The organism is Pantoea sp. PGP6 (genome assembly GCF_053474785.1).
Window position 1 is genome coordinate 200,155 of record NZ_JBQBMA010000002.1, and the last position, 18,707, is coordinate 218,861.

The 18,707-nt window shown below is 52.3% G+C and carries 18 protein-coding genes; 6 read left to right on the forward strand and 12 right to left on the reverse strand.

What is annotated here, in order from left to right; translation table 11 throughout:
- Window positions 1-25: 25 nt before the first annotated feature.
- A complete protein-coding gene (locus ACLIBF_RS21410; protein WP_448310718.1) occupies window positions 26-1,282 on the reverse strand; it encodes a DUF1479 domain-containing protein in 1,257 nt (418 codons plus the stop codon).
- 261 nt (window positions 1,283-1,543) lie between these two features.
- On the opposite strand from ACLIBF_RS21410, the gene ACLIBF_RS21415 reads away from it, so the two are divergent.
- Window positions 1,544-2,365, forward strand: a complete 822-nt coding sequence (locus ACLIBF_RS21415) for a Cof-type HAD-IIB family hydrolase (RefSeq protein WP_448310719.1) — start codon at window positions 1,544-1,546, stop codon at window positions 2,363-2,365.
- Between the two features lie 55 nt (window positions 2,366-2,420).
- Here ACLIBF_RS21415 and ACLIBF_RS21420 read toward each other — a convergent pair whose 3' ends face one another.
- Window positions 2,421-2,813, reverse strand: a complete 393-nt coding sequence (locus ACLIBF_RS21420) for a winged helix-turn-helix transcriptional regulator (RefSeq protein WP_448310564.1) — start codon at window positions 2,811-2,813, stop codon at window positions 2,421-2,423.
- A 107-nt stretch (window positions 2,814-2,920) separates the two neighbouring features.
- Between ACLIBF_RS21420 and ACLIBF_RS21425 the strand changes: the two genes are divergently transcribed.
- Complete coding sequence (locus ACLIBF_RS21425; RefSeq protein WP_448310565.1) at window positions 2,921-3,970, forward strand: NAD(P)-dependent alcohol dehydrogenase; 1,050 nt, start codon at window positions 2,921-2,923, stop codon at window positions 3,968-3,970.
- Window positions 3,971-4,475: 505 nt separating this feature from the next.
- Here the strand turns inward: ACLIBF_RS21425 and ACLIBF_RS21430 are convergent.
- Window positions 4,476-5,186 carry a RipA family octameric membrane protein gene (locus tag ACLIBF_RS21430; RefSeq protein WP_448310566.1) on the reverse strand — a complete coding sequence of 237 codons (711 nt, stop codon included), beginning with the start codon at window positions 5,184-5,186 and terminating at the stop codon, window positions 4,476-4,478.
- Window positions 5,187-5,385: 199 nt separating this feature from the next.
- A complete protein-coding gene (locus ACLIBF_RS21435) occupies window positions 5,386-5,607 on the reverse strand; it encodes a hypothetical protein (RefSeq protein WP_448310567.1) in 222 nt (73 codons plus the stop codon).
- A 219-nt stretch (window positions 5,608-5,826) separates the two neighbouring features.
- Here ACLIBF_RS21435 and ACLIBF_RS21440 point away from each other — a divergent pair, with 219 nt between their 5' ends.
- A complete protein-coding gene (locus tag ACLIBF_RS21440) occupies window positions 5,827-6,135 on the forward strand; it encodes a hypothetical protein (RefSeq protein WP_233988271.1) in 309 nt (102 codons plus the stop codon).
- Window positions 6,136-6,189: 54 nt separating this feature from the next.
- Here ACLIBF_RS21440 and map read toward each other — a convergent pair whose 3' ends face one another.
- The 3 genes from map to ACLIBF_RS21455 form a co-directional block, all read right to left on the reverse strand.
- Window positions 6,190-6,975 (reverse strand): type I methionyl aminopeptidase, encoded by a 786-nt coding sequence (gene map, locus ACLIBF_RS21445; protein ID WP_448310568.1) that lies wholly within the window; start codon window positions 6,973-6,975, stop codon window positions 6,190-6,192.
- Entirely contained in the window at window positions 6,972-7,217 is a 246-nt protein-coding gene (locus tag ACLIBF_RS21450) for a ParD-like family protein (RefSeq protein WP_448310569.1), read from the reverse strand. Before ACLIBF_RS21450 ends, map begins: the two co-directional genes overlap by 4 nt.
- Window positions 7,218-7,842: 625 nt before the next feature.
- Complete coding sequence (locus ACLIBF_RS21455) at window positions 7,843-8,949, reverse strand: alkene reductase (protein ID WP_448310570.1); 1,107 nt, start codon at window positions 8,947-8,949, stop codon at window positions 7,843-7,845.
- A 102-nt stretch (window positions 8,950-9,051) separates the two neighbouring features.
- Between ACLIBF_RS21455 and ACLIBF_RS21460 the strand changes: the two genes are divergently transcribed.
- Together ACLIBF_RS21460 and ACLIBF_RS21465 are read left to right on the forward strand one after the other, a co-directional pair.
- The gene (locus ACLIBF_RS21460; protein WP_448310571.1) at window positions 9,052-9,963 is read left to right on the forward strand and encodes a LysR family transcriptional regulator; all 912 of its coding nucleotides are present in this window, start codon (window positions 9,052-9,054) and stop codon (window positions 9,961-9,963) included.
- 239 nt (window positions 9,964-10,202) lie between these two features.
- Window positions 10,203-10,616 carry a GNAT family N-acetyltransferase gene (locus tag ACLIBF_RS21465; RefSeq protein WP_448310572.1) on the forward strand — a complete coding sequence of 138 codons (414 nt, stop codon included), beginning with the start codon at window positions 10,203-10,205 and terminating at the stop codon, window positions 10,614-10,616.
- 180 nt (window positions 10,617-10,796) lie between these two features.
- On the opposite strand, the gene ACLIBF_RS21470 is transcribed toward ACLIBF_RS21465, so the two are convergent.
- Complete coding sequence (locus ACLIBF_RS21470) at window positions 10,797-11,840, reverse strand: SDR family oxidoreductase (protein WP_448310573.1); 1,044 nt, start codon at window positions 11,838-11,840, stop codon at window positions 10,797-10,799.
- Window positions 11,841-12,091: 251 nt separating this feature from the next.
- Here ACLIBF_RS21470 and ACLIBF_RS21475 point away from each other — a divergent pair, with 251 nt between their 5' ends.
- On the forward strand, window positions 12,092-13,450 hold the full coding sequence (locus tag ACLIBF_RS21475; RefSeq protein WP_448310574.1) for an esterase-like activity of phytase family protein: 1,359 nt from the start codon (window positions 12,092-12,094) through the stop codon (window positions 13,448-13,450).
- Window positions 13,451-14,265: 815 nt separating this feature from the next.
- On the opposite strand, the gene ACLIBF_RS21480 is transcribed toward ACLIBF_RS21475, so the two are convergent.
- The 4 genes from ACLIBF_RS21480 to ACLIBF_RS21495 form a co-directional block, all read right to left on the reverse strand.
- The gene (locus ACLIBF_RS21480; protein WP_448310720.1) at window positions 14,266-16,338 is read right to left on the reverse strand and encodes a pyrroloquinoline quinone-dependent dehydrogenase; all 2,073 of its coding nucleotides are present in this window, start codon (window positions 16,336-16,338) and stop codon (window positions 14,266-14,268) included.
- Window positions 16,339-16,375: 37 nt separating this feature from the next.
- The gene (locus ACLIBF_RS21485) at window positions 16,376-16,741 is read right to left on the reverse strand and encodes a hypothetical protein (protein WP_448310575.1); all 366 of its coding nucleotides are present in this window, start codon (window positions 16,739-16,741) and stop codon (window positions 16,376-16,378) included.
- A 300-nt stretch (window positions 16,742-17,041) separates the two neighbouring features.
- Window positions 17,042-17,242, reverse strand: a complete 201-nt coding sequence (locus tag ACLIBF_RS21490; RefSeq protein WP_448310576.1) for a hypothetical protein — start codon at window positions 17,240-17,242, stop codon at window positions 17,042-17,044.
- A 31-nt stretch (window positions 17,243-17,273) separates the two neighbouring features.
- Complete coding sequence (locus ACLIBF_RS21495; RefSeq protein ID WP_448310577.1) at window positions 17,274-18,527, reverse strand: DUF2254 domain-containing protein; 1,254 nt, start codon at window positions 18,525-18,527, stop codon at window positions 17,274-17,276.
- Window positions 18,528-18,707: the final 180 nt, after the last annotated feature.

Below are 18,707 nucleotides of genomic sequence, written 5' to 3' on the forward strand. Positions count from 1 at the left end.
CGCCGGACCCCGACGCGGTGATAAATCAGGCTAAATCCAGCCCACGGCGACCATTCTGATTCAGATCGGCCAGCGTAAAACGCTGCTGCCAGTTCGTTTCGTAATCTTCAGGCGGGAAATCAGCGGGCGAACGACCCTGTCCCAGCGCCTGGGCTACCCGGTGGGCATAAGCCCGATTCTTATCGCACATCGGCGCGGCCGGGATGTACATCACGTTGCCCCAGCCCTGCTGATTCTCAACCGGTGCCACCGCATGAATCACATCGCAATGCCACCAGACGGAATCGCCCGCTTCTAAAGCCGGGATGGAACTGAGTCCGGCAATCAGATGAGGATGCCATTTCTCATTAATCGGTAATACCCGGCCCGGTTCTACGCCGCACAGCTCGTCGTCCGGCACATCGGCTAACAGTGGACGCAGCAGAACATAGGCCATCGCTTCCGGTACCGGCACCACATGCAACAAGCCCTGGCCTGGAATCATATCTGACAGGGCGGTCCAGCCCTGAAAGGTGCGGAATACCGAGCATTTGGTGGTATCGGGAACGTCATATTCATCCACCTCAGTGCGATACGCGGCATCCCACGGATCGTATGCCTCGAAATCACCGGTAAACAGTCTGGCAAAGACCCGCTGATAAGCGGGCAGCAGCCAGCGTTCCAGCGCCCCGGAATCAGTATGCGCACCCAACCCCTTTGAGGTGGTGCCGGGTAGTCGGCGGCGGATTCGATCGGGGTAGATCACACTGACATCCGGATCGAACCACTGCTGTCCGTGCGAGTCGAAGGTCCACAAGCGATTGAGAAAGGACTGCGCCTGCGTCATGGCATCGCTCTGACGCGCCTGCATCTGTGCCTGTGACCAGTAAATCGGATAAATTTCCGGCCTTGACGCCTCAAGACTGCCGAAGAAGTTATCGCCGGGGCCACGATACTGCTCATCAAAGTGATTCATTTCAAGGTAGTCGAGCATCGACTTGTCCCACGCCAGTGCCTGCTCGCGGGCAAAATGTTGCTTAATTACCAGGCAGCCACGGCGTTTTATTAGCGCACGAGTTTCATCTGAAACCTTTCCATCGGCGATAGCCTGCATCGGTATAACAGGCCAGGCGCTGCCCGTTCGCTGCTCCTCCGCTTTAGCCTCGCCAATGGCCGCTTCGATTCTATTGCACACTTGTCGAAACAGCGCTTCCACATCGCCAATCTGGCTGCGTAACTGCTGTTTCATCTGTCGGATAGCTGCTTTAACGTCGGCAGGAAGCGGCGTAGCCTGGGAAATCATCGTCATCTCATGCTCCTTAATATGTCAGGGTTGAGTTACGGATGAAATTTAATTAACCTTCATTCGTAAATTACGGCTGAGATTAACATCGTTTTAACCATAAAAAACGTGCGCTGTAACACAAGTTCCTTACCGGAACGCTCTGAAAGCCGTTAACAAACTCACTAATAGCATTCTCAATAATCCACACAGCGAGTAAGCTTTATGAATCAAATCAATCAGCCGAAAGGAAATGACGGCGCGGGTAAAGGGGCAGGCGAGATGGCGGTTAAGATGATTGCGGTGGATATGGATGGCACCTTTCTGGATGACAACAAACAGTACAACGTCCAGCGGTTCGCACGTCAGTATGCTCTGCTGAAACAAAAGGGCATCCGTTTCGTGGTCGCGAGCGGAAATCAGTATTACCAGCTGCAGCGCTATTTCCCTGACATAAAAGATGAAATTGCGTTTGTGGCGGAAAATGGTGCATGGGTTTCGGACTGCAATGAAGAAATATTTTGCGGCGAGTTAGCCAAAAAGAAAGTCCATCAGATTCTCGATATTCTGGCGCATGAACCGGATATCGCGGTGGTGGTTTGCGGTCGTAACGGCGCTTATGTGCATTCCTCCGCCTCTGATAAAGTGCTGACGATGCTGGCGAATCATTACCACCGGCTCGAAAAGCGTGATGATTTGTATGACATCGATGACACCATTTTCAAATTCTCGCTTAACCTGGCGCATGAAGGCGTGGACGCCTTGCTGCTACGACTGCACAACAAGCTGGGCGAACTGGAGAACATCATGCATCCGGTTTCAAGTGGCTTTGGCTTTATCGACCTGATCATTCCCGGCTGCCACAAGGCGCACGGCATCGCGCTGTTGCAGGAAAAATGGGGCATCAGCGATTGTGAAGTGCTGGCAATTGGCGACAGCGCCAACGATATAGAGATGCTGCGACAGGCTTGTTTCAGCTTTTCAATGGCCAATGCCGTTGACGCTGTGGCAGCCGTGGCGCGCTATCAGACGCAGAGCAACAATGACGAAGGCGCGCTGAATGTTATTTCCCGGCTGCTGGCACGTGAATTCCCGTTCGACTGAGTTTTGCCAGCATCGCTGAACAGTGAAAGTATCGCCACGGGTGACGAAGCGACCGTCACCCAGTGACATCCTTCTGATTACGCGCATGGCGCTCCATCTCGTCCAGCGCCGCCTGATTTTCCAGCCCCCATTGATACATCTGTTCAATCGGTTCGGCAAAACGCTGACCCAGTGCGGTCAGGCTGTATTCCACTTTGGGTGGCACAACCTGATGCACTTCACGCGTAACCAGCCCGCGCTGCTCCAGTTCCCGTAGCGTCTGAATCAGCATCTTCTTTGAAATCCCCTGCAAACTACGCTCCAGCTCACCAGTACGCGCGCGGTTTTCCGGCCAGTGATACAGCGCATGCAGAACCATGGTGCTCCATTTGACGGCAAACAACTCCAGCAGCCGCCGAGGCGGTGAGTCTGCATAGAAGCAGAGCTTTCCTTCAACCCACACAGGCATAAGCCTTCCTTCATTTGATGGTTACCAAAAGGTAACTACTACCAAATGAGGTACCGGATGTCTATAGTGTGCCGCTTTCATTCCCATCGATAACAAAGAGGCGACAGATGAAAATTCATGCGCTGGTTGCATCACAAGCAACTCAACCGCTACGCACGGGGCAGGTAGAGATACGCGAACTGCAGGCTGACGACGTCAGAATTGACGTGCTTTTCTGTGGCGTCTGTCATTCAGACCTGCACATGGCGCGCAATGAGTGGGGCGTCAGCCGTTACCCCTTAGTACCGGGTCATGAAATTGTCGGTCGGATCGCTGCGGTAGGTGACAACGTCACCCAATATGCAGTGGGGCAGACTGTCGGTGTCGGGGTGATGGCAGACGCCTGCGGTGAATGTCGATTTTGTCAGCAGCAGGAAGAACAATATTGCGAAACCGGCTTCACGCCGACCTATAACGGCACTGATAAATATACCGGTGGCAACACGTATGGCGGCTATGCGGGTCAGGTAATTGCTGACCAGAATTTTGTGGTGTCGATACCTGATAACCTGCCATTAAATGCCGTCGCGCCATTGCTTTGTGCTGGCGTGACCGTCTGGTCTCCGCTGCGTCATTTCAATGTTAAAGCGGGCGATAAGGTTGGCGTGGCCGGTCTGGGTGGTTTAGGGCATGTGGCGGTTAAGCTGGCCAGTGCGCTGGGTGCCGAAGTCACATTGTTCACCACATCGCCAGAAAAAGGCGCCGATGCGCGGCGGCTCGGCGCGCATCGGGTGGTAGTTTCACGCGATGCCGGACAAATGGCGACGTGTCAGACTTCACTGGATATCATTCTGGATTGCGTAGCAGCACCCCACGATCTTGATCCCTATCTGGCGACATTAAAGACAAACGGTCAACTGGTGCTGGTCGGAATCCCCGACCAGCCGCATCCATCACCGAACGTGACGCCAATGGTGTTTCGTCGCCTCAGCATCAGCGGCACCTCTATCGGCAGCATTAAAGAGACGCAGGAGATGCTCGATTTCTGCGGCCAGCACAACATTACCGCCGATGTTGAGATGATCACGGGTGAAGAGATTGAAACGGCCTTCGCGCGGATGCTGACCAGCGATGTGAAATACCGTTTTGTGATTGATATGCAGAAAACTCACTGGTAAAGGTTTCACGGTCTGCGGTATGGCAGGCCGTGAACAATCGGATATTTAGCTCGCGCTGTTGATCACAGGCAAAACTCGCGGAGGGAAAGGAAGTTAAATGGTTTTGATGACAATGCTCTATAGTTACAACATACTTTTACTTGCTTAAGTAACGTCTACACAAGCTATAGTGCGATCATCTGTCTACCAGAACCCATAGCAGCAGTCTCATGACGCTTTTTTCAGCCAACGACTTGCAATCGTAGTCACACCTGGATCGGCCCGTCTGGCTCTCACCAGCCGAGGCTGATAACAATCCGCATCCCCGTAGTGCTCGCGTATGACAATGCTTTACCGTTCAGCAGCGAATATAGCCGGGTGTCTGGTGAAACACCGCAGCGTAATATCTGGCATGTTAGTTTAAATGGCGAGTCAGCATGGCTGACGTTAGCAGCAGACGGCCAGACAAAAAAAGCTACCCGGTAAAAGCGTCGAATAGCCTGTAGTGAGTCAACGTGAGTGAGGATTACTTTTCGGTTTCGTGCTCTTTTACCGCCGGATCCTTCTCTGTATCAGCGTTATCAGCTTCATCATTTTCTGTGACATGGCTGAACGGTTTGAGCAATTGAATATCCAGAATCACATAGACCATGGTGCTGATAAATAATGAGATAACGCTGCCAAACACCCCACTGGTGGTGAAGGTGAGGTAGTTATAAATCACCAGCCAGGTCAGGCAAATAAACAGCGCCAGCGAGATCGACAGGTTAGCTACCGAGTAATTGCTGGTGCCGGCGCCCTGCGTATGGGTCACTTTAAACAGGTTACCGATAGAATATTTCTCCAGCACCAGAATGGTTTTTTCCCAGTTGCGCTGTTTACGGGCGCTGGCGCGGGTCAGAAAGACAAACAGGATCGAAATAAAGAAGCCGGAAAAGGCAATCAATACCGGAATAGCTTCCAGCGCATAGGTAATGCTTTTATGACTGCCGGTGCTGCTGCTGAGATCCAGCGTTAACGAGGCACCTAGCGCGGCATAAAGGAAGATAAACAGTAAGAGAAAAGTCAGCGTACGCTTCCAGTCACCTTCGGATTCGATGTTTTTTTGTTGGATGGCCAGCTGCAGCGACTGATGGAGTTGTGCGGCCTGCGGCGAGTCCGTCTCAACCACGTGGCGGGGCGCAGCAAAGAAGTTGCTCATGAACTGCTCATCTTCTTTGTGGATAGTGATTTTCATCGGATACCTGTATCTGAAAGGATGTCCGGTTATTCTAATCAGCCTGGCCTGAAAGAACAGAAACTTCTTAAACAGCGCAGTCGGCGACATCCATTCGGGCGGCATAGCGATAGTAGCAGGTAAGACGCTGCCGAAAACCCTGACGGCTGGCGACGGCTGTTTGTTGCGTTAACGCCAGCCCTGTATCACGTGCTGCCTGCTACTCTGTCTGCGAACTGCGTAATTTGAACTGCTTAATCGCATCATTAATGTTGTTAGTATCAAGGGTAGCGATGCACTGACTGCCATTGAACACCTCGTAATGGGCATTGTGCAGCTGAAATAGCAAATCTTTGCCGCGAAAATGAATGCGCTTCTGTTTGACGCCAATGCCATGTCGTCGCAATAGCGCCTGCGACAGTCGATCGTTTTCTTTCGCCATAGCTTCAGCTCCCCGTCAATACGTGGTCACTGCCATTAAACCTGATAAAGATTAGTTTTATATTAAGAGATATCCTTAATTTTAACAGGGAGAAGATCCGCATTTTTGCCGCTAATCACTGCTGAGGGGGCGCGATAATGGATAAATGCGATTCAGCCCCCTGTATCCTCTGGAGATGCGGTACACTTGGCCGGTGAATTCACCACTGGACACGATGCTATGAACGACAAAAAGATGATTTCGATTGATCAGTTCAACGCTGATGAACGACTAGCTGTAGAGGAAACGTTCAATGGGCTGGTGCAGAAATATCGCCAACGGACCGGTAAAGAGCCGGATAGCAAAAAAGAGAAAGAATTCAACACAGAAGCCCGTCAGCTGATTATGTCGAGCAAGCTGGAGAAAGAGAAAGCGCAGGCAGAGAAGGACAAGAAAAAGCCGGTGCGCAGGAAGAAACCGTCTTCACTGGCGGCAAGTGAAGTGAGTGATTTTAACTGGGCAGCATCAGTAGTCAAAGGCCGCAGATAACGATCTCTGCGCGTCACAAAGGGTAAGCCTGAGGTCATTCCTCAGGCTTCAGGCTCAGATCGGCGCATATTCGCCGGTACCTTCCGGCCACGGCGTTAATAAATCAAATCCTTTTTCGGTTACTGCAACGGTATGTTCCCATTGCGCTGAAAGAGATCGATCTTTCGTCACCACCGTCCAGCCGTCAGACAGTACGCTGGTGCCCGCTTTGCCGGCATTAATCATCGGCTCGATGGTAAATATCATGCCGGCTTTAAGCGGCATACCTTCACCAGGCGTACCGTAATGCAGCACCTGCGGATCGGTATGGTAAATTTCGCCCACCCCGTGACCACAATATTCACGCACCACCGAGAAACCCGCCGATTCCGCCACACGCTGAATGGCCGCACCAATGTCGCCCAGCGTCGCGCCAGGCCGGACCGTTTTAATGCCCGCTACCATCGACTGATAAGTGATATCCACCAGGCGTTTAGCGCGTACTGACGGCGTACCGACGAAATACATCCGGCTGGTATCGCCGTACCAGCCATCTTTAATGATCGCCACATCGATATTCACAATATCGCCATCCTTCAGCTTTTTGCTGGCAGGAATACCGTGACAAACCACATGATTTACCGACGTACAGGTGGTGCGGGTATACCCGTGATAGCCGATGTTAGCCGGAACCACTTTCAGCTCATTCACAATATAATCGTGGCAAATATCATCAAGTTCTTCAGTGGTGATCCCGGGCCGCACGTGCGGGGTAATCATTGCCAGCACCTGGGCTGCGGCATGTCCGGCAGCGCGTGCCTTTTCAATTTCCGCTGCAGTATGAATTTTTACGGTGTTCATGACACATTTCCTTGTGAAGCGAGCATCTCTTTAGGGAGCATGTTGCGTATATCAGCGCTGCCTTCCAGTTCAAGACGGATCAGCATCTGCGTAAGTTGGTGTTGGGTCTGCTGCGGATAGAGCTCCGCCAGCATACCGAGTTTAAGCCAGTGTTCAGCCTGTGCATTGATTGATCGGCTCATTGCCTGACTGGCGATGCGCAGATTTTCATGCATCAGATCGGAGATTTTCACGATACCCATGCGAGTCCTATATGAAACGTATATATTTCATATATAGCTTAATGATAACGGTATGCTTTGCAAGAGACCTTTTAAAACGGTTCGGGAATCACGTATTTGTCTTATACCGGCAGGTGCTTATCTCCGATAAGCGAGATACTTTTTAAGAATCCGTGGCCGGGCAAGCGCTGTGCAAATGCTTCTCCATACCGGGCGTACAGCCTGACAGACTCCTATTGCATCAGCAGTCGACGGGTTCGCCTCCTGCGCCCTTATGAGTGCCTGTGTCTGCTTTTCCGGGCGCACAGGTCCACATTAACGGCCGGGACGGCGGATGGCTTTGTAAAACCAGGGTTCAGATTCGCGATCGGCATGAGTCAGTATCCCGAACGGCTCAATCGTCAATTGGCTCCTCTGCACCTTCGGCTACGCCGTACGCGTGGGCTCTACCGGATCGCTTTCGAAGAGGCCCACGACAATGACTTCGCGGCATTCAAGGTATACCCCCATTGACTAAAGTTACCGGCAGGCGTGTTGAAGCTTGTTGTGATGGCGACCAGCAAGAATAATATGCTCCCCATGGATTGCCAGAAGCGATGCCACGGCCCGTTGCGCCGCCAGTCATTACTGCAGATTATGTGATGACTCAGGCCTCAGTGGTCAGGGACGGATAATCGGTATAACCCACTTCAGTCCCGCCAAACAGCGTCGCCGGATTGCTGATATCTGCCAGCGGCAGATTTTGTTTCAAGCGGTGCGGGAAGTCAGGGTTGGCGATAAACGGGCGACCAAAGGCTACCAGGTCGACCAGACCCGCAGTCAGCAGCTTGTCGGCTTTTTCACGGGTGTAATTTCCTGCCACAATAATTGCGCCGCTGAACGTTGCCCGCAGAGTTTCACGGAACTCATATGGCACTTGCGGTGCATCATCCCAGTCTGCCTCTGCCAGATGAATAAAGGCGATACCTCTGGTTTCACACCATGCCGCAAGCGCCAGAATCGCTTCAATGGCCTGTGGGTCGTCCATGCCACGCTGGGTGATAAAGGGTGCCAGACGAATACCGATGCGGTCGGCACCAATGGCGCCGCTGATGGCTTCCAGTACTTCTTCGGCGAAACGCACGCGGTTTGCCAGACTGCCGCCGTATTCATCGGTTCGCTTATTTGATGAGCGGCGCAGGAACTGGTCAATCAGGTACCCATTGCCACCGTGGATTTCCACGCCGTCAAATCCCGCTTCCATAGCATTGATGGCCGCCTGGCGGTAATCCGCAATCACCTGCTGAATATCGTCATGGGTCATCTCACGCGGAACCGGGCAGTCAACCATTTGACCCACCCCTTCGTTGTTCACCACCCACACCTGTGCATCTGGTGACAACGCTGAAGGGCCAACAGGTTTGCCGTCCGGGTGAAAACTTTCATGAGACATACGCCCTACATGCCACAATTGAGAAAAAATTTTGCCGTTCACTTTATGCACCGCATCAGTCACCTGTCGCCAGCCTGCGATTTGTTCAGCGGAATGCATCCCCGGCGTCCAGGAATACCCCTGGCCTTGCGGGGAAATCTGCGTCGCTTCGGTAATAATCAGGCCTGCACTTGCACGCTGCTGGTAATATTTCGCCATTAACGCAGTAGGAATATTACCCGGTTGCAGGGTACGTGAACGGGTCATCGGAGCCATGACAATACGGTTTTTTAGCTCAAGTTTGCCAATATGTGTGGTCTCAAAAAGAGGGTGTAGTTGCATGTTCTGTTCTCCAGGGCAGTCAGTTATGGATTGACTTTACGTCCTGGGAATCGCTTTGATAATGGCGTGAATAACTGATTCTATATTCAGGAAAACGGAATAATGGGCAAGTTCGAAGATATGACATTACTGGTGGAAGTTGTTGAGGCGGGTGGACTGGCCGCAGCAGGACGGCGGATGAATCTTTCTCCTGCCACCATGACGGCCCGGTTAAAGGCACTGGAAGAACGTTATCAGACCCGGCTGTTTAATCGTTCGACCCGGGCAATTGCACTGACACGCGCAGGTGAGGATTTTTACCACGCCGCTCTTCGTGTGATAGAGGAAATGGCGCAGGCCGAGTCGAAACTGACCCAGAAAGAGGGAATGCTCAGTGGCAGCCTGCGTATTTCAGCACCATCAGATTTTGGCCGGCAGTATCTTTCGCCCGCACTGCTCGATTTTTCACGTCTGCATCCTGATGTCAGAAGCTTTATATCTCTCAGTGAAAGTGTAGTGGATTTGATTGCCAACCGTCTGGACATGAGCGTGCGCTTCGGCAACCTCCCGGACAGCAACCTGGTAACGAAATTCATCCGCCCCAATCACCGTGTACTGGTAGCGTCAAAAAGCTATCTTGAGATATATGGGACACCTGTACAGCCGGACGAACTGCACGGGCATCGCTGCCTGGTGATGGAGCAGCGTGGCACGCCGATGAACGAGTGGCGATTTGAAGAAAATGGTGTGCCCTCCGTGGTGCGGGTCACACCGGCCATGGTGTGTGACGATGGTGCTCTGCTGCGCCAGTGGGTGCTGGCTGGTGCGGGTATCGCCAGTAAATCATGGTGGGATGTAAAGCGCGATGTCGAACAGGGGAGGCTCAGAGTTTTATTTGCCGACACCTTTATCGGTTTCAGTCGCCATGACAAAAAACAGGTTGGCCTGCAGTTTGTCTATCCGCAACGGCGTTTTCAGCCTTTACAGGTGACCGCTTTCAGCGAGTTTTTCATCAACTGGCTTGATAATGAATGACCCGTCTGACCATTCAAAAACAAGGGTCAGGAAAGATTAACCCTATTAAATCTGGGTACGTCCGCGCATTTTTACACGTTAGCGTACCGCGAGGAGTCTTTGTCAGCATTCGCGTAGCGCGGCCGTAACAAGCTTAAATCCCAATCGCACTCTGAAAGAAATGTCAGGCACCCTTGTCAAAATTTATCTTTGTCATAGATGGAATAAGGCTAATGAGTATAACTATACGAACAGCCCGAATGACTGATGTTGAAACTATTTTTGACGTCAGAACGTCGGTAACCGGGAATCATTTAAGTCGTGAAGACCTGCGGCAGAGGGGGATCACCGAAACCGTCGTGGCCGATATGATTGAAAAGCGTCTTTGCGTGTGGGTTGCGACTGAAAATGATAAAACTATTGGCTTCTCAATGATTTTGCCGGATGAAGGCTCTCTTTTTGCGGCCTTTGTGTTGCCGGAATATCAAGGCAAAGGTGTAGGCCGCAGGCTTGTTTTGCTCGCTGAGCAGGAATTATTCAAACATTGTGAGGTTGCCTGGCTGGAAACCGATAAAAATAGCCGGGCGGCGAAATTTTACCTGCAATTCGGTTGGGGTAATAAAAAAATGATTAACGGCAATGATATCAAATCAGAGAAACATCGCAGCGGATAATCCACGGTAATTTTCATCAACGTCCACTCCCGGCGGTATAAAGCGGACGCTTTTCCGGCGCAGATTTCAGGCGGATCGCATCCCCTGCGACTCGCTTACTTAATGGTATATTATTCCGCCGTTACCAAACGGGTCACAAAGTCAAACGGCAGCCTGCCTGACGACGGGCTGCCTGAGGTCTCAGGGAATAAGTTTGCTGCTTCGCATCGCTTCCAGATGTTCAATCAACACCTCATCCGAGCGCTTGATCATAGCGTCAAACCCTTGCTGGCGCGCTTTGGTGACGTCAAATATGGCATCTTTCTCAACATGGAAGATAAAGTCACCAAATGCACCTAACGCCAGCTTGTCGATATCGCGCTCTTGCAGTTGTGCCTTATCAGCAATGGATGACCAGAGAGGCTTTAGCGCGCTGAGACGTTCGCTCAGCGAGACAGGCTGCGCCTCGCCAACCGGAACACCGAACCAGTCAGCCAGTTTCGGCCAGACGTGACACCAGCGAAAAACGTCGCCATTTGTGATATTAAACGCGCCGAATTTAGCTTTTTCGGCGGCCCAGACCGCGCTTTGACCAAGGATGCGGCTGTCAGTGATGTTCACCAGCGTATTGCGATAAGCGTCATCCGGGCCGGGAAAATGCAGAGCGGTTCCCGTTTCGCGGCAAATGGTGCCGTATACGCCGATCAAATTTCCCAGGTTCATGGGCGATCCGAATGAGTGACCAATGACGATATCCGGGCGCAGTGCCGTCCAGCCGATGCCTTCATCGCCAATTTTTCTCGCATAGTCCTCATGCCGGAAATAAAGGTTCGGCGGAAAATGACGGCTGTCCTCTTCCCGTGCAGGGGTACGGTAGACGCCCAGATGGGCACCATAAACCTTTCCGCCCTGAATAAAGAGTATATGTTTCAGCGAATTGCCTGACGATCGTACCGCGCCAATCAGATTTTCAAACATCAGCGCATTGATATCCGCCTCCACGCCCGGATTAGGATCCTGCCGCAATGCCGCGTAAAAGATATGCGTCACTGTTTCAAACGCTTCACGGTGTTGATTAAGATCTTCTGAAGAGGTCAGGTCAGCGCTGATATGAGCAGAAGGGTGAGGGCTGTGCGCCGAACGCCCAAGGGTAGTGATTTTCCAGCCCGCTTTATGGAAGGAATCATGAGCGGCAAAGCCAACGACGCCGCCAGCACCGACCAGCAATACGTGCTTATCATTCATATCGTTCTCCGTCTGGTTTTTTATAACGAGATTTAGCTGCAACATACAGAGTGTATTAACGCTGACAGCAAACGCAGTTATTAAAAAGTGGTCGATATAACATCATGGGTCAAGATAGATTCATCACCTCACCATCCAGCGTCTTAACAGAGGTAAAATCAACCTGTTAGCCGCCTGTATTTACCCGGGTATCATTTTTCTGTCATTTTTAATCTTTACGATGCTGCATTCCCTTCACGGACGCTAACAATATGAAAAGAAAAATTATTCCTCTGGTTATGGGTTGTGCGCTCTCTTTATCAACGCTAGCGGCGCAACCGCAGACCCAGCACGCTATCGTCAGTTTTCCCGAAAGTACGCGGGTGAGCTACAGCGGCGCGTTCGCCAGCGCGTTTCCGAATGGGTTGCCGGTGGGGATCGGATCCGGTTTGCTGTTTACCGGCAAGCAGGGCGATGCGCTCACCTTCGTGACCGTCACCGATCGAGGGCCGAATGCTGACTCGCCTGATAGGGGAAAAAAGGAGGCGAAAATTTTCGTCACGCCAGACTTCGCCCCGCTATTGCTGACAATTCGGGTGCAGAATGGCAAAGCGGTAGCCACGGATGCCCGACCGCTGCACGACGAAAAGGGCGAGATTAACGGATTACCGCTACAGGATGGCATTATCGGCTCCACCAACGAAATAGCGCTAAGCGACACGTTGAAAGTGCTGCATAGCGACAACCGGGGTCTGGATACCGAAGGCATTACAACGGACGGGAAGGGCGGATATTGGCTCTGCGATGAATATGGCCCGTTCCTGATTAACGTTGATCAGCACGGCAAGATCCTGGCGATTCACGGACCACAGGCCGCGGAAGGAGAGAAATCGATCGCAGGGGGTTTGCCGAACGTTATTAAATGGCGCCAGCCGAATCGTGGCTTTGAAGGGCTCACCCGCATGCCGGATGGGCGTATTATCGCCGCGGTACAGAGCACGCTGGATATCGACGGTAAAAGTAAAAAGCAGGCGCGCTTTACCCGCCTGGTTAGCTACGACCCGGCGACCGGGAAAACCGCGATGTATGGTTACCCCATCGACAGCGCGGCTTACGCTAAAAACAGTGACGCGAAAATTGGCGATATCGTGGCGATCGATAATCAACATATCCTGCTGATTGAACAAGGCAGCGGCAAAGACGACGCGATGCGCAACCTTATCTATAAGGTGGATATCAGCCAGGCTACCGATCTTGCCGCTTTCGATAAGCCTGGCGAGTACCCGGAGTTTGACGACGAGAAAACCCTGGCGCAGCGCGGCATAAAGCTCGCCGCTAAAACGCTGGCGGTCGATTTACGTCAACTCGGCTGGCAGCAGGAAAAGGCCGAAGGGCTGGCGCTGATCGACAATACAACGCTGGCGGTCGCCAATGACAATGACTTCGGCGTGAAAGCGGTTATGCAAAATCCGGTTGAAGGTAAGAAGCGCAAGGATTATCGGGTGAATGAACAGGGAATGCTTACGGTAGATGATAAGCCAGTGGCAACCACTATCGGCGTGAAGCCGCTGGAGAAACCCGAGTCTGATAGCGAATTGTTGATCATAACGCTGGCGGAACCACTGAAATAAAGGGTCTCCTCACCCCAGGCTGCATCCCTCAAATACATCATGTCCAGTAAAAGAGCCGGATGCAGCCGGTTTTACCATCAGCAGATCGTTCTCCGCCGTGTGGCCGTATCCCGGTATTGCTTTCACCCGTCAAACATCTCTCACATGCGTTGCCCCGGTAAGCGTCACTGGCGCACAAAAATATCAGCGCTGAGGCGTTGGCCGATTAACCGGTTTCACTGACCAGAAAGATGGACGAAGAGCAGCAAGGGCATTGTGATTACTCATTGGTATCGCTGACCTGAAGCACCTGCGTTTACTGATAGCAGAATCTGGTCGCACTGCGTCTTTGTTCAAAATGCCAGCCATAACAAAGTCCGCCTTTAGCAAATACGGACGACAAAGCCTGTTAACTGTCGATTACGCGGGTGGGATTATCTTTACCTGAATCTCATTATCTCTCTTTGGATAATCTCTGACGGTCCTGGCATTGAACGCCGGTTGTTCGGCATTGCCGTCGTCATCTCTGAAAGGGCCCGGGCTCATATGGGTCGGTTAAAAATGAATCTGAAAAGAAAAACCATGCACGTACCAGGGAGCAGTACGCCAAAATCAGGCACAGCTCAGCAAAATGTAAGCGGAAAGGGCGCACTTCATTAATTCCGCGCATTCTGGCAATCGGAGGGGGAAATAATTCAGACGGGTACAGTGGGACCTGAAGCGGGTGCAGCGGCTGGCGGAGGGCGAAAGTCTCTGTGCATTACGGACGCCGGGCCGGAGACAAAAAAATGGGGCGCTGAGCCCCATTCTGTTTCCATTAACGTTTTTATGCACGACTACTCAGGCAGCGCGTAAACCACCACCTGGTCGCCCACCTGATCCTTCAGGATAGTATTGCCGCCTGCGACAAACGCGACATACTGACGGCCTTTATACTCATAGACCGACGGATTCGCTACCGCTGGTGCTTCAACCTGATCGGACCACAGCTCTTCCCCATTATCCACCGAGTAGGCGCGGACTTTGGCATCCATTGAGGCACCAATAAAGATCACGCCACCCGCTGTCACTGCCGGGCCGCCGATGGTGGGTGAGCCCCAGCTTTCCGGCATAAAGAAGCCATACTGCTGCGAAGCGCCAACCGGACGACGCCATTTTACGTCACCCGTGTGCATATCCAGCGCCACGATTTCACCAAAGGGTGGCTTCCAGCACGGCATGCCAAGCCAGTTATTGGCCACCATCAGACGTAGCCCGTAAGGCGCTCCTTCCTGAGGTGCAAAACCGCTTTCGTTGCCGGAACCATTATCCGCTTTTTCGTAATCTTCGCGGCTATAGAGCTTCACATACTGCACAATGTGTGAGGTGTTAACGACCGCAATTTGTTTTTGTGGATCGTACGCTACACCGCCCCACTGAACGCCCCCGGCACTGTCCGGATAGGTTAACGTCCCTTCGCCCTTAGTGGTTGGTGGCGTGTACATGCCCTCATAGGTCAGCTTATCCCATAGCCGTGAACACTGGCCGGCACCCACTATATCCGCCAGTTTCCAGATCTCTGGTTTTTTCGATTGATCGAGCAGTGGCGCAGGTTTTGTCGGGAATGGCTGTGTTGGCGAAAGCACTTCGCCCTGCACCGAACCATCACCCTGAGGCACCGGACGTTCTTCAATAGGCCAGACATCCTCACCCGTCAGACGGTTCACAACAAACAGAAAGCCCTGCTTGGTCGCCTGAATCAGTGCCGGGATCTTTTTGCCGTTGACGGTGATATCCATCAGCGTAGGTGCCGAGTTGATATCGTAATCCCATACGTCGTGATGCACCCACTGGCGAGACCAGACCACTTTACCGGTATTGATGTCCAGCGCGGTGGTAGAAGTGCCGAGCGGAATCGGATCGACGCGGTTACCGCCCCAGTAGTTGGGAGACGGCGATGAGACCGGCAGATAGACCAGTCCATGAGCCTCATCGGCAGACATATGTGTCCAGACGTTGGCGGTACCCGTGCGTTGGCGGATTTCTGCCGGGATGGCTTCAAAAGTCCATTCGCGTTCGCCAGTCTGCGCATTAATTGAAAAGACGGTGCCCGGAGGCGCTTCAGCATAAGCCCAGTCTTTGCCAGCCCAGCCAATAAGCAGGTGGTTGCCGACGACCGTAGGCGGCTGCAGCACAGATAGCGGGTATTTGGCGTTAACCGTGTTCCACTGATTAAGATCCAGCATGCCGTTGTCAGCAAAGTCACTGCATGGCTTACCCGAATCGGCATCCAGCGCAAAGAGCTTGCCATCAACAGTCCCCATATAGACGATCTTCTGACACGCTTGTCCGGTAGCCGGTTGCCGGGCTTGCCAGTAAGAGACCCCACGGTTCTTCAGTACCGGCTGCGTCAGGGCTTTGCGCGAGGATTTGGTGTCATAGTGCCACTTTTCTTTACCTGTACCAGGGTCCAGCGCAATCAGACGATCAAACGGAGTACCGATGTAGAGCGTCTGGTTGGCAAAAATTGGCGTTGCTGACCAGACGGTGGCAGGGGTGTCACCTTTGCCATCTGAGACATCTCCGGTATGAAATTCCCAGATTTTTTTTAGCTTGCTAACGTTATCCGCAGTGATCTGTTTCAGCGGGCTATATTTCTGTGCGTTAAGCTGACCATGGAAGCTGTCCCAGGTGGCTGAAGAGGGCACCAGTGGGCTCGCGGCGTGACTGGCTGACTCGACTTTCTGCCCGTCACGCTTGCCGGTGGACGCATCGTCAGTGGTCTCAGTGGTTCCCGGCGCCTGTTGATTGGCCGAATCCACATTAAGTTTTTCCTGCGTACCCATAGAGGCTTCAGCAGCGTTATCCTGCTTCTGCGCCTGCGTCACCGGTATGAACAGTAATGCCAGCGCCGTGATGCTGACTTTCATTAAGGGAGAGTAGTGATCATTATGCACGGGCAGCTCCTCAGGCTCTGACGCGATGATTGTGACGAACGGAATTGCGGCTCAGCGTAATTAAACCAATAAGGCCGACCACCATTGCTGCTGTAATGATGTACTGATGCAGGAGCGCAGCTGCAAAACCAATCGCGAATAACACCAGAAAAATGATAACAATCATGGAAGTGCGCGCGCCGCGACGAGATGCGCCACGTAAAATAAAAGTCAGTAGCGCCAGCACGGCGCTGGCGATGGCCACTCCCAGTGCACCGATAGTATCGGTAACACCGGTGAGAGGTGTCAGCCACGCGTATAAAGCCACCACGAAGCCGATCACGGCTGCCAGCAGCAGCAGTAAGCTGCCCAGGCGTGAGGGTTGAGATTGCGACATATCAGGACGTCCCCGTTAAAATGAACAAGTATAAATATGGCGTATTGATGGGTTCAGGCAGCTGCTTTCAGGCAAGGCGGTGATAAAAAAAACAACGCAGCACGATGAACAGCAGCAAAATTAACTAAACGTAACAGAGTATAGAAGATGGTTTCTGAATAGGGGCAGTCAACCGGATATGGCATTAACGATGGCCTGGAAACCGTACAAAGCCCAGGTTAATCATGAATATTAATGATGCTTCTCAATCCTGATACAGCGACAAACTGGCACAGTCCACACCGGTCCGCATCCCCGTGATTAACGTGTCGGGATATCAGTCATGCCCGCTTCCGGCACCTGAGGAATGAATCGCCGCTGTTTCTTGCTGGCCTGTTGAGGGTAGCCCTTGTTCGCGCTCATTTTTCCTGAATCTGAAATGACACAGGTTATAAGATCACGCAACGAGCACTGTTTATCGGGCATGATTTGGATGGGCAGAAACAGCTGATCATCAACCACAGTCGTGCCTGCGAGGCAAATAGTTGTCGGTTCAGCGTTTGTATTCGGTGCTGGAAAATTTTCTTAACCTGCTTTTTTCGTGTTCTGTCCCCAGCATATTCTCTGCGCGCGCCATTGCCTGCTCTGCATGCTGGCGCGCGCAGTCACCAAAGGCTGACGGATTCATTGCCGCTAATGCGTTAAGCGCTTTCTGTAAAACAATCTGCACTTCAATGATTCCAGCACCGTCCCGGGCGATAGGGGTAAAAAAGTCATCAAACAGATCACTGGCCTCAACGGGCCGGACAAAAAGACGCGGGTAGGTCAGGGCAGAGCGGGCGGTTTCTTCAGGCCAGCACGATAACAGCCTGACGCCGCGTCCGATGACGTCGATGGCAGTACCAGGATCGTTTACTGCAGGCGACAGCGCTCTTGACGCAATTTCAGAGAGAACACAAAAACCAAAGCGCGGGTCCTGCTCAAATGAGCGTTGCGCTTTGACCGTGAAGGCATTAATCAGCCGTTCCTCACTGAATTCAGGCTGCGCCGGAAACAGCCACAGCACAGGTTCAGCCGGATGGACAAACTCCCCGGGCTGGCGGGCAAGAAATATCGACAAAGAATGTGTGTCAGCGTAATCAGCAAGCGCTTCTATGTCGACATGCTGCAGGTAGCCCACCTCCTTGACGAACAATGCAGTGGCGTTATCTTCCGAAACCGGCTGCTGATGCCATAAATTTGCACCCAGAAGCGGGTTATTCATCCGCGTGATAAGCGTTTTCCGTGCGGCATCTTCCACACGCTGCGTGGTTTCGCCCATCTGACCAAACTGCGCAAGGTGCTGTATCCAGCGAAGAAGAGTGATAATAATCAGAACGATGACGAACAGTGTGACAAAGAAAAGCACCGTTCTTCCTTCCCGGCCGTAAACACCCATACTCAGCGCAATGATGCCAACAAGGCTGTAGAGGAAAGAGCCAATAAAGGTTGCCAGTACGTTTTGGGTCGTGGTGTCTTCAACCAGCAACCGGGTGGCTCGCGGCGTTACGCTACTGCTGGCAGCGTTATAAGCTGAAACCATAATATTCAGCGAAAAAGTGGTCACCGCCAGCATGCTGGAAGCCAGAATACCCAGAATTTTATCCACCGCATCCGTACCGATAAGCCCTGAAACAGGCGGAGGAATAACGTTTTTTAGTACAACAGAGACCAGCGCCGTGATGACTGCCAGAATGGCAAAAAGCGAAGTGCGGAACCAGAGTTTGCGGGTTAACTGACGAAGCAACCAGCGCCATTTTGAGGTCATTTTTCATTCCTTTTTCAGGCTGAAGCCGCTTCACTATGGAATACTATCAGCCAGCTTTCTCTATGAAACTATTCATCCGAATGAATCAGCAGCAGGTGTTTCTGTAATGATCTTTCCGCAGATATGTCGGGTGTCTCCAGGCTCCGGTAAAGCAAGCTCAAAACAGCAATGATGATGACG

Coding starts and splice junctions, on each gene's coding strand:
- ACLIBF_RS21410 (WP_448310718.1), bottom strand. CDS start 1,282: ATGATTTCCCAGGCTACGCCGCTTCCTGCCGACGTTAAAGCAGCTATC.
- ACLIBF_RS21415 (WP_448310719.1), top strand. CDS start 1,544: ATGGCGGTTAAGATGATTGCGGTGGATATGGATGGCACCTTTCTGGAT.
- ACLIBF_RS21420 (WP_448310564.1), bottom strand. CDS start 2,813: ATGCCTGTGTGGGTTGAAGGAAAGCTCTGCTTCTATGCAGACTCACCG.
- ACLIBF_RS21425 (WP_448310565.1), top strand. CDS start 2,921: ATGAAAATTCATGCGCTGGTTGCATCACAAGCAACTCAACCGCTACGC.
- ACLIBF_RS21430 (WP_448310566.1), bottom strand. CDS start 5,186: ATGAAAATCACTATCCACAAAGAAGATGAGCAGTTCATGAGCAACTTC.
- ACLIBF_RS21435 (WP_448310567.1), bottom strand. CDS start 5,607: ATGGCGAAAGAAAACGATCGACTGTCGCAGGCGCTATTGCGACGACAT.
- ACLIBF_RS21440 (WP_233988271.1), top strand. CDS start 5,827: ATGAACGACAAAAAGATGATTTCGATTGATCAGTTCAACGCTGATGAA.
- map (WP_448310568.1), bottom strand. CDS start 6,975: ATGAACACCGTAAAAATTCATACTGCAGCGGAAATTGAAAAGGCACGC.
- ACLIBF_RS21450 (WP_448310569.1), bottom strand. CDS start 7,217: ATGGGTATCGTGAAAATCTCCGATCTGATGCATGAAAATCTGCGCATC.
- ACLIBF_RS21455 (WP_448310570.1), bottom strand. CDS start 8,949: ATGCAACTACACCCTCTTTTTGAGACCACACATATTGGCAAACTTGAG.
- ACLIBF_RS21460 (WP_448310571.1), top strand. CDS start 9,052: ATGGGCAAGTTCGAAGATATGACATTACTGGTGGAAGTTGTTGAGGCG.
- ACLIBF_RS21465 (WP_448310572.1), top strand. CDS start 10,203: ATGACTGATGTTGAAACTATTTTTGACGTCAGAACGTCGGTAACCGGG.
- ACLIBF_RS21470 (WP_448310573.1), bottom strand. CDS start 11,840: ATGAATGATAAGCACGTATTGCTGGTCGGTGCTGGCGGCGTCGTTGGC.
- ACLIBF_RS21475 (WP_448310574.1), top strand. CDS start 12,092: ATGAAAAGAAAAATTATTCCTCTGGTTATGGGTTGTGCGCTCTCTTTA.
- ACLIBF_RS21480 (WP_448310720.1), bottom strand. CDS start 16,338: ATGAAAGTCAGCATCACGGCGCTGGCATTACTGTTCATACCGGTGACG.
- ACLIBF_RS21485 (WP_448310575.1), bottom strand. CDS start 16,741: ATGTCGCAATCTCAACCCTCACGCCTGGGCAGCTTACTGCTGCTGCTG.
- ACLIBF_RS21495 (WP_448310577.1), bottom strand. CDS start 18,527: ATGACCTCAAAATGGCGCTGGTTGCTTCGTCAGTTAACCCGCAAACTC.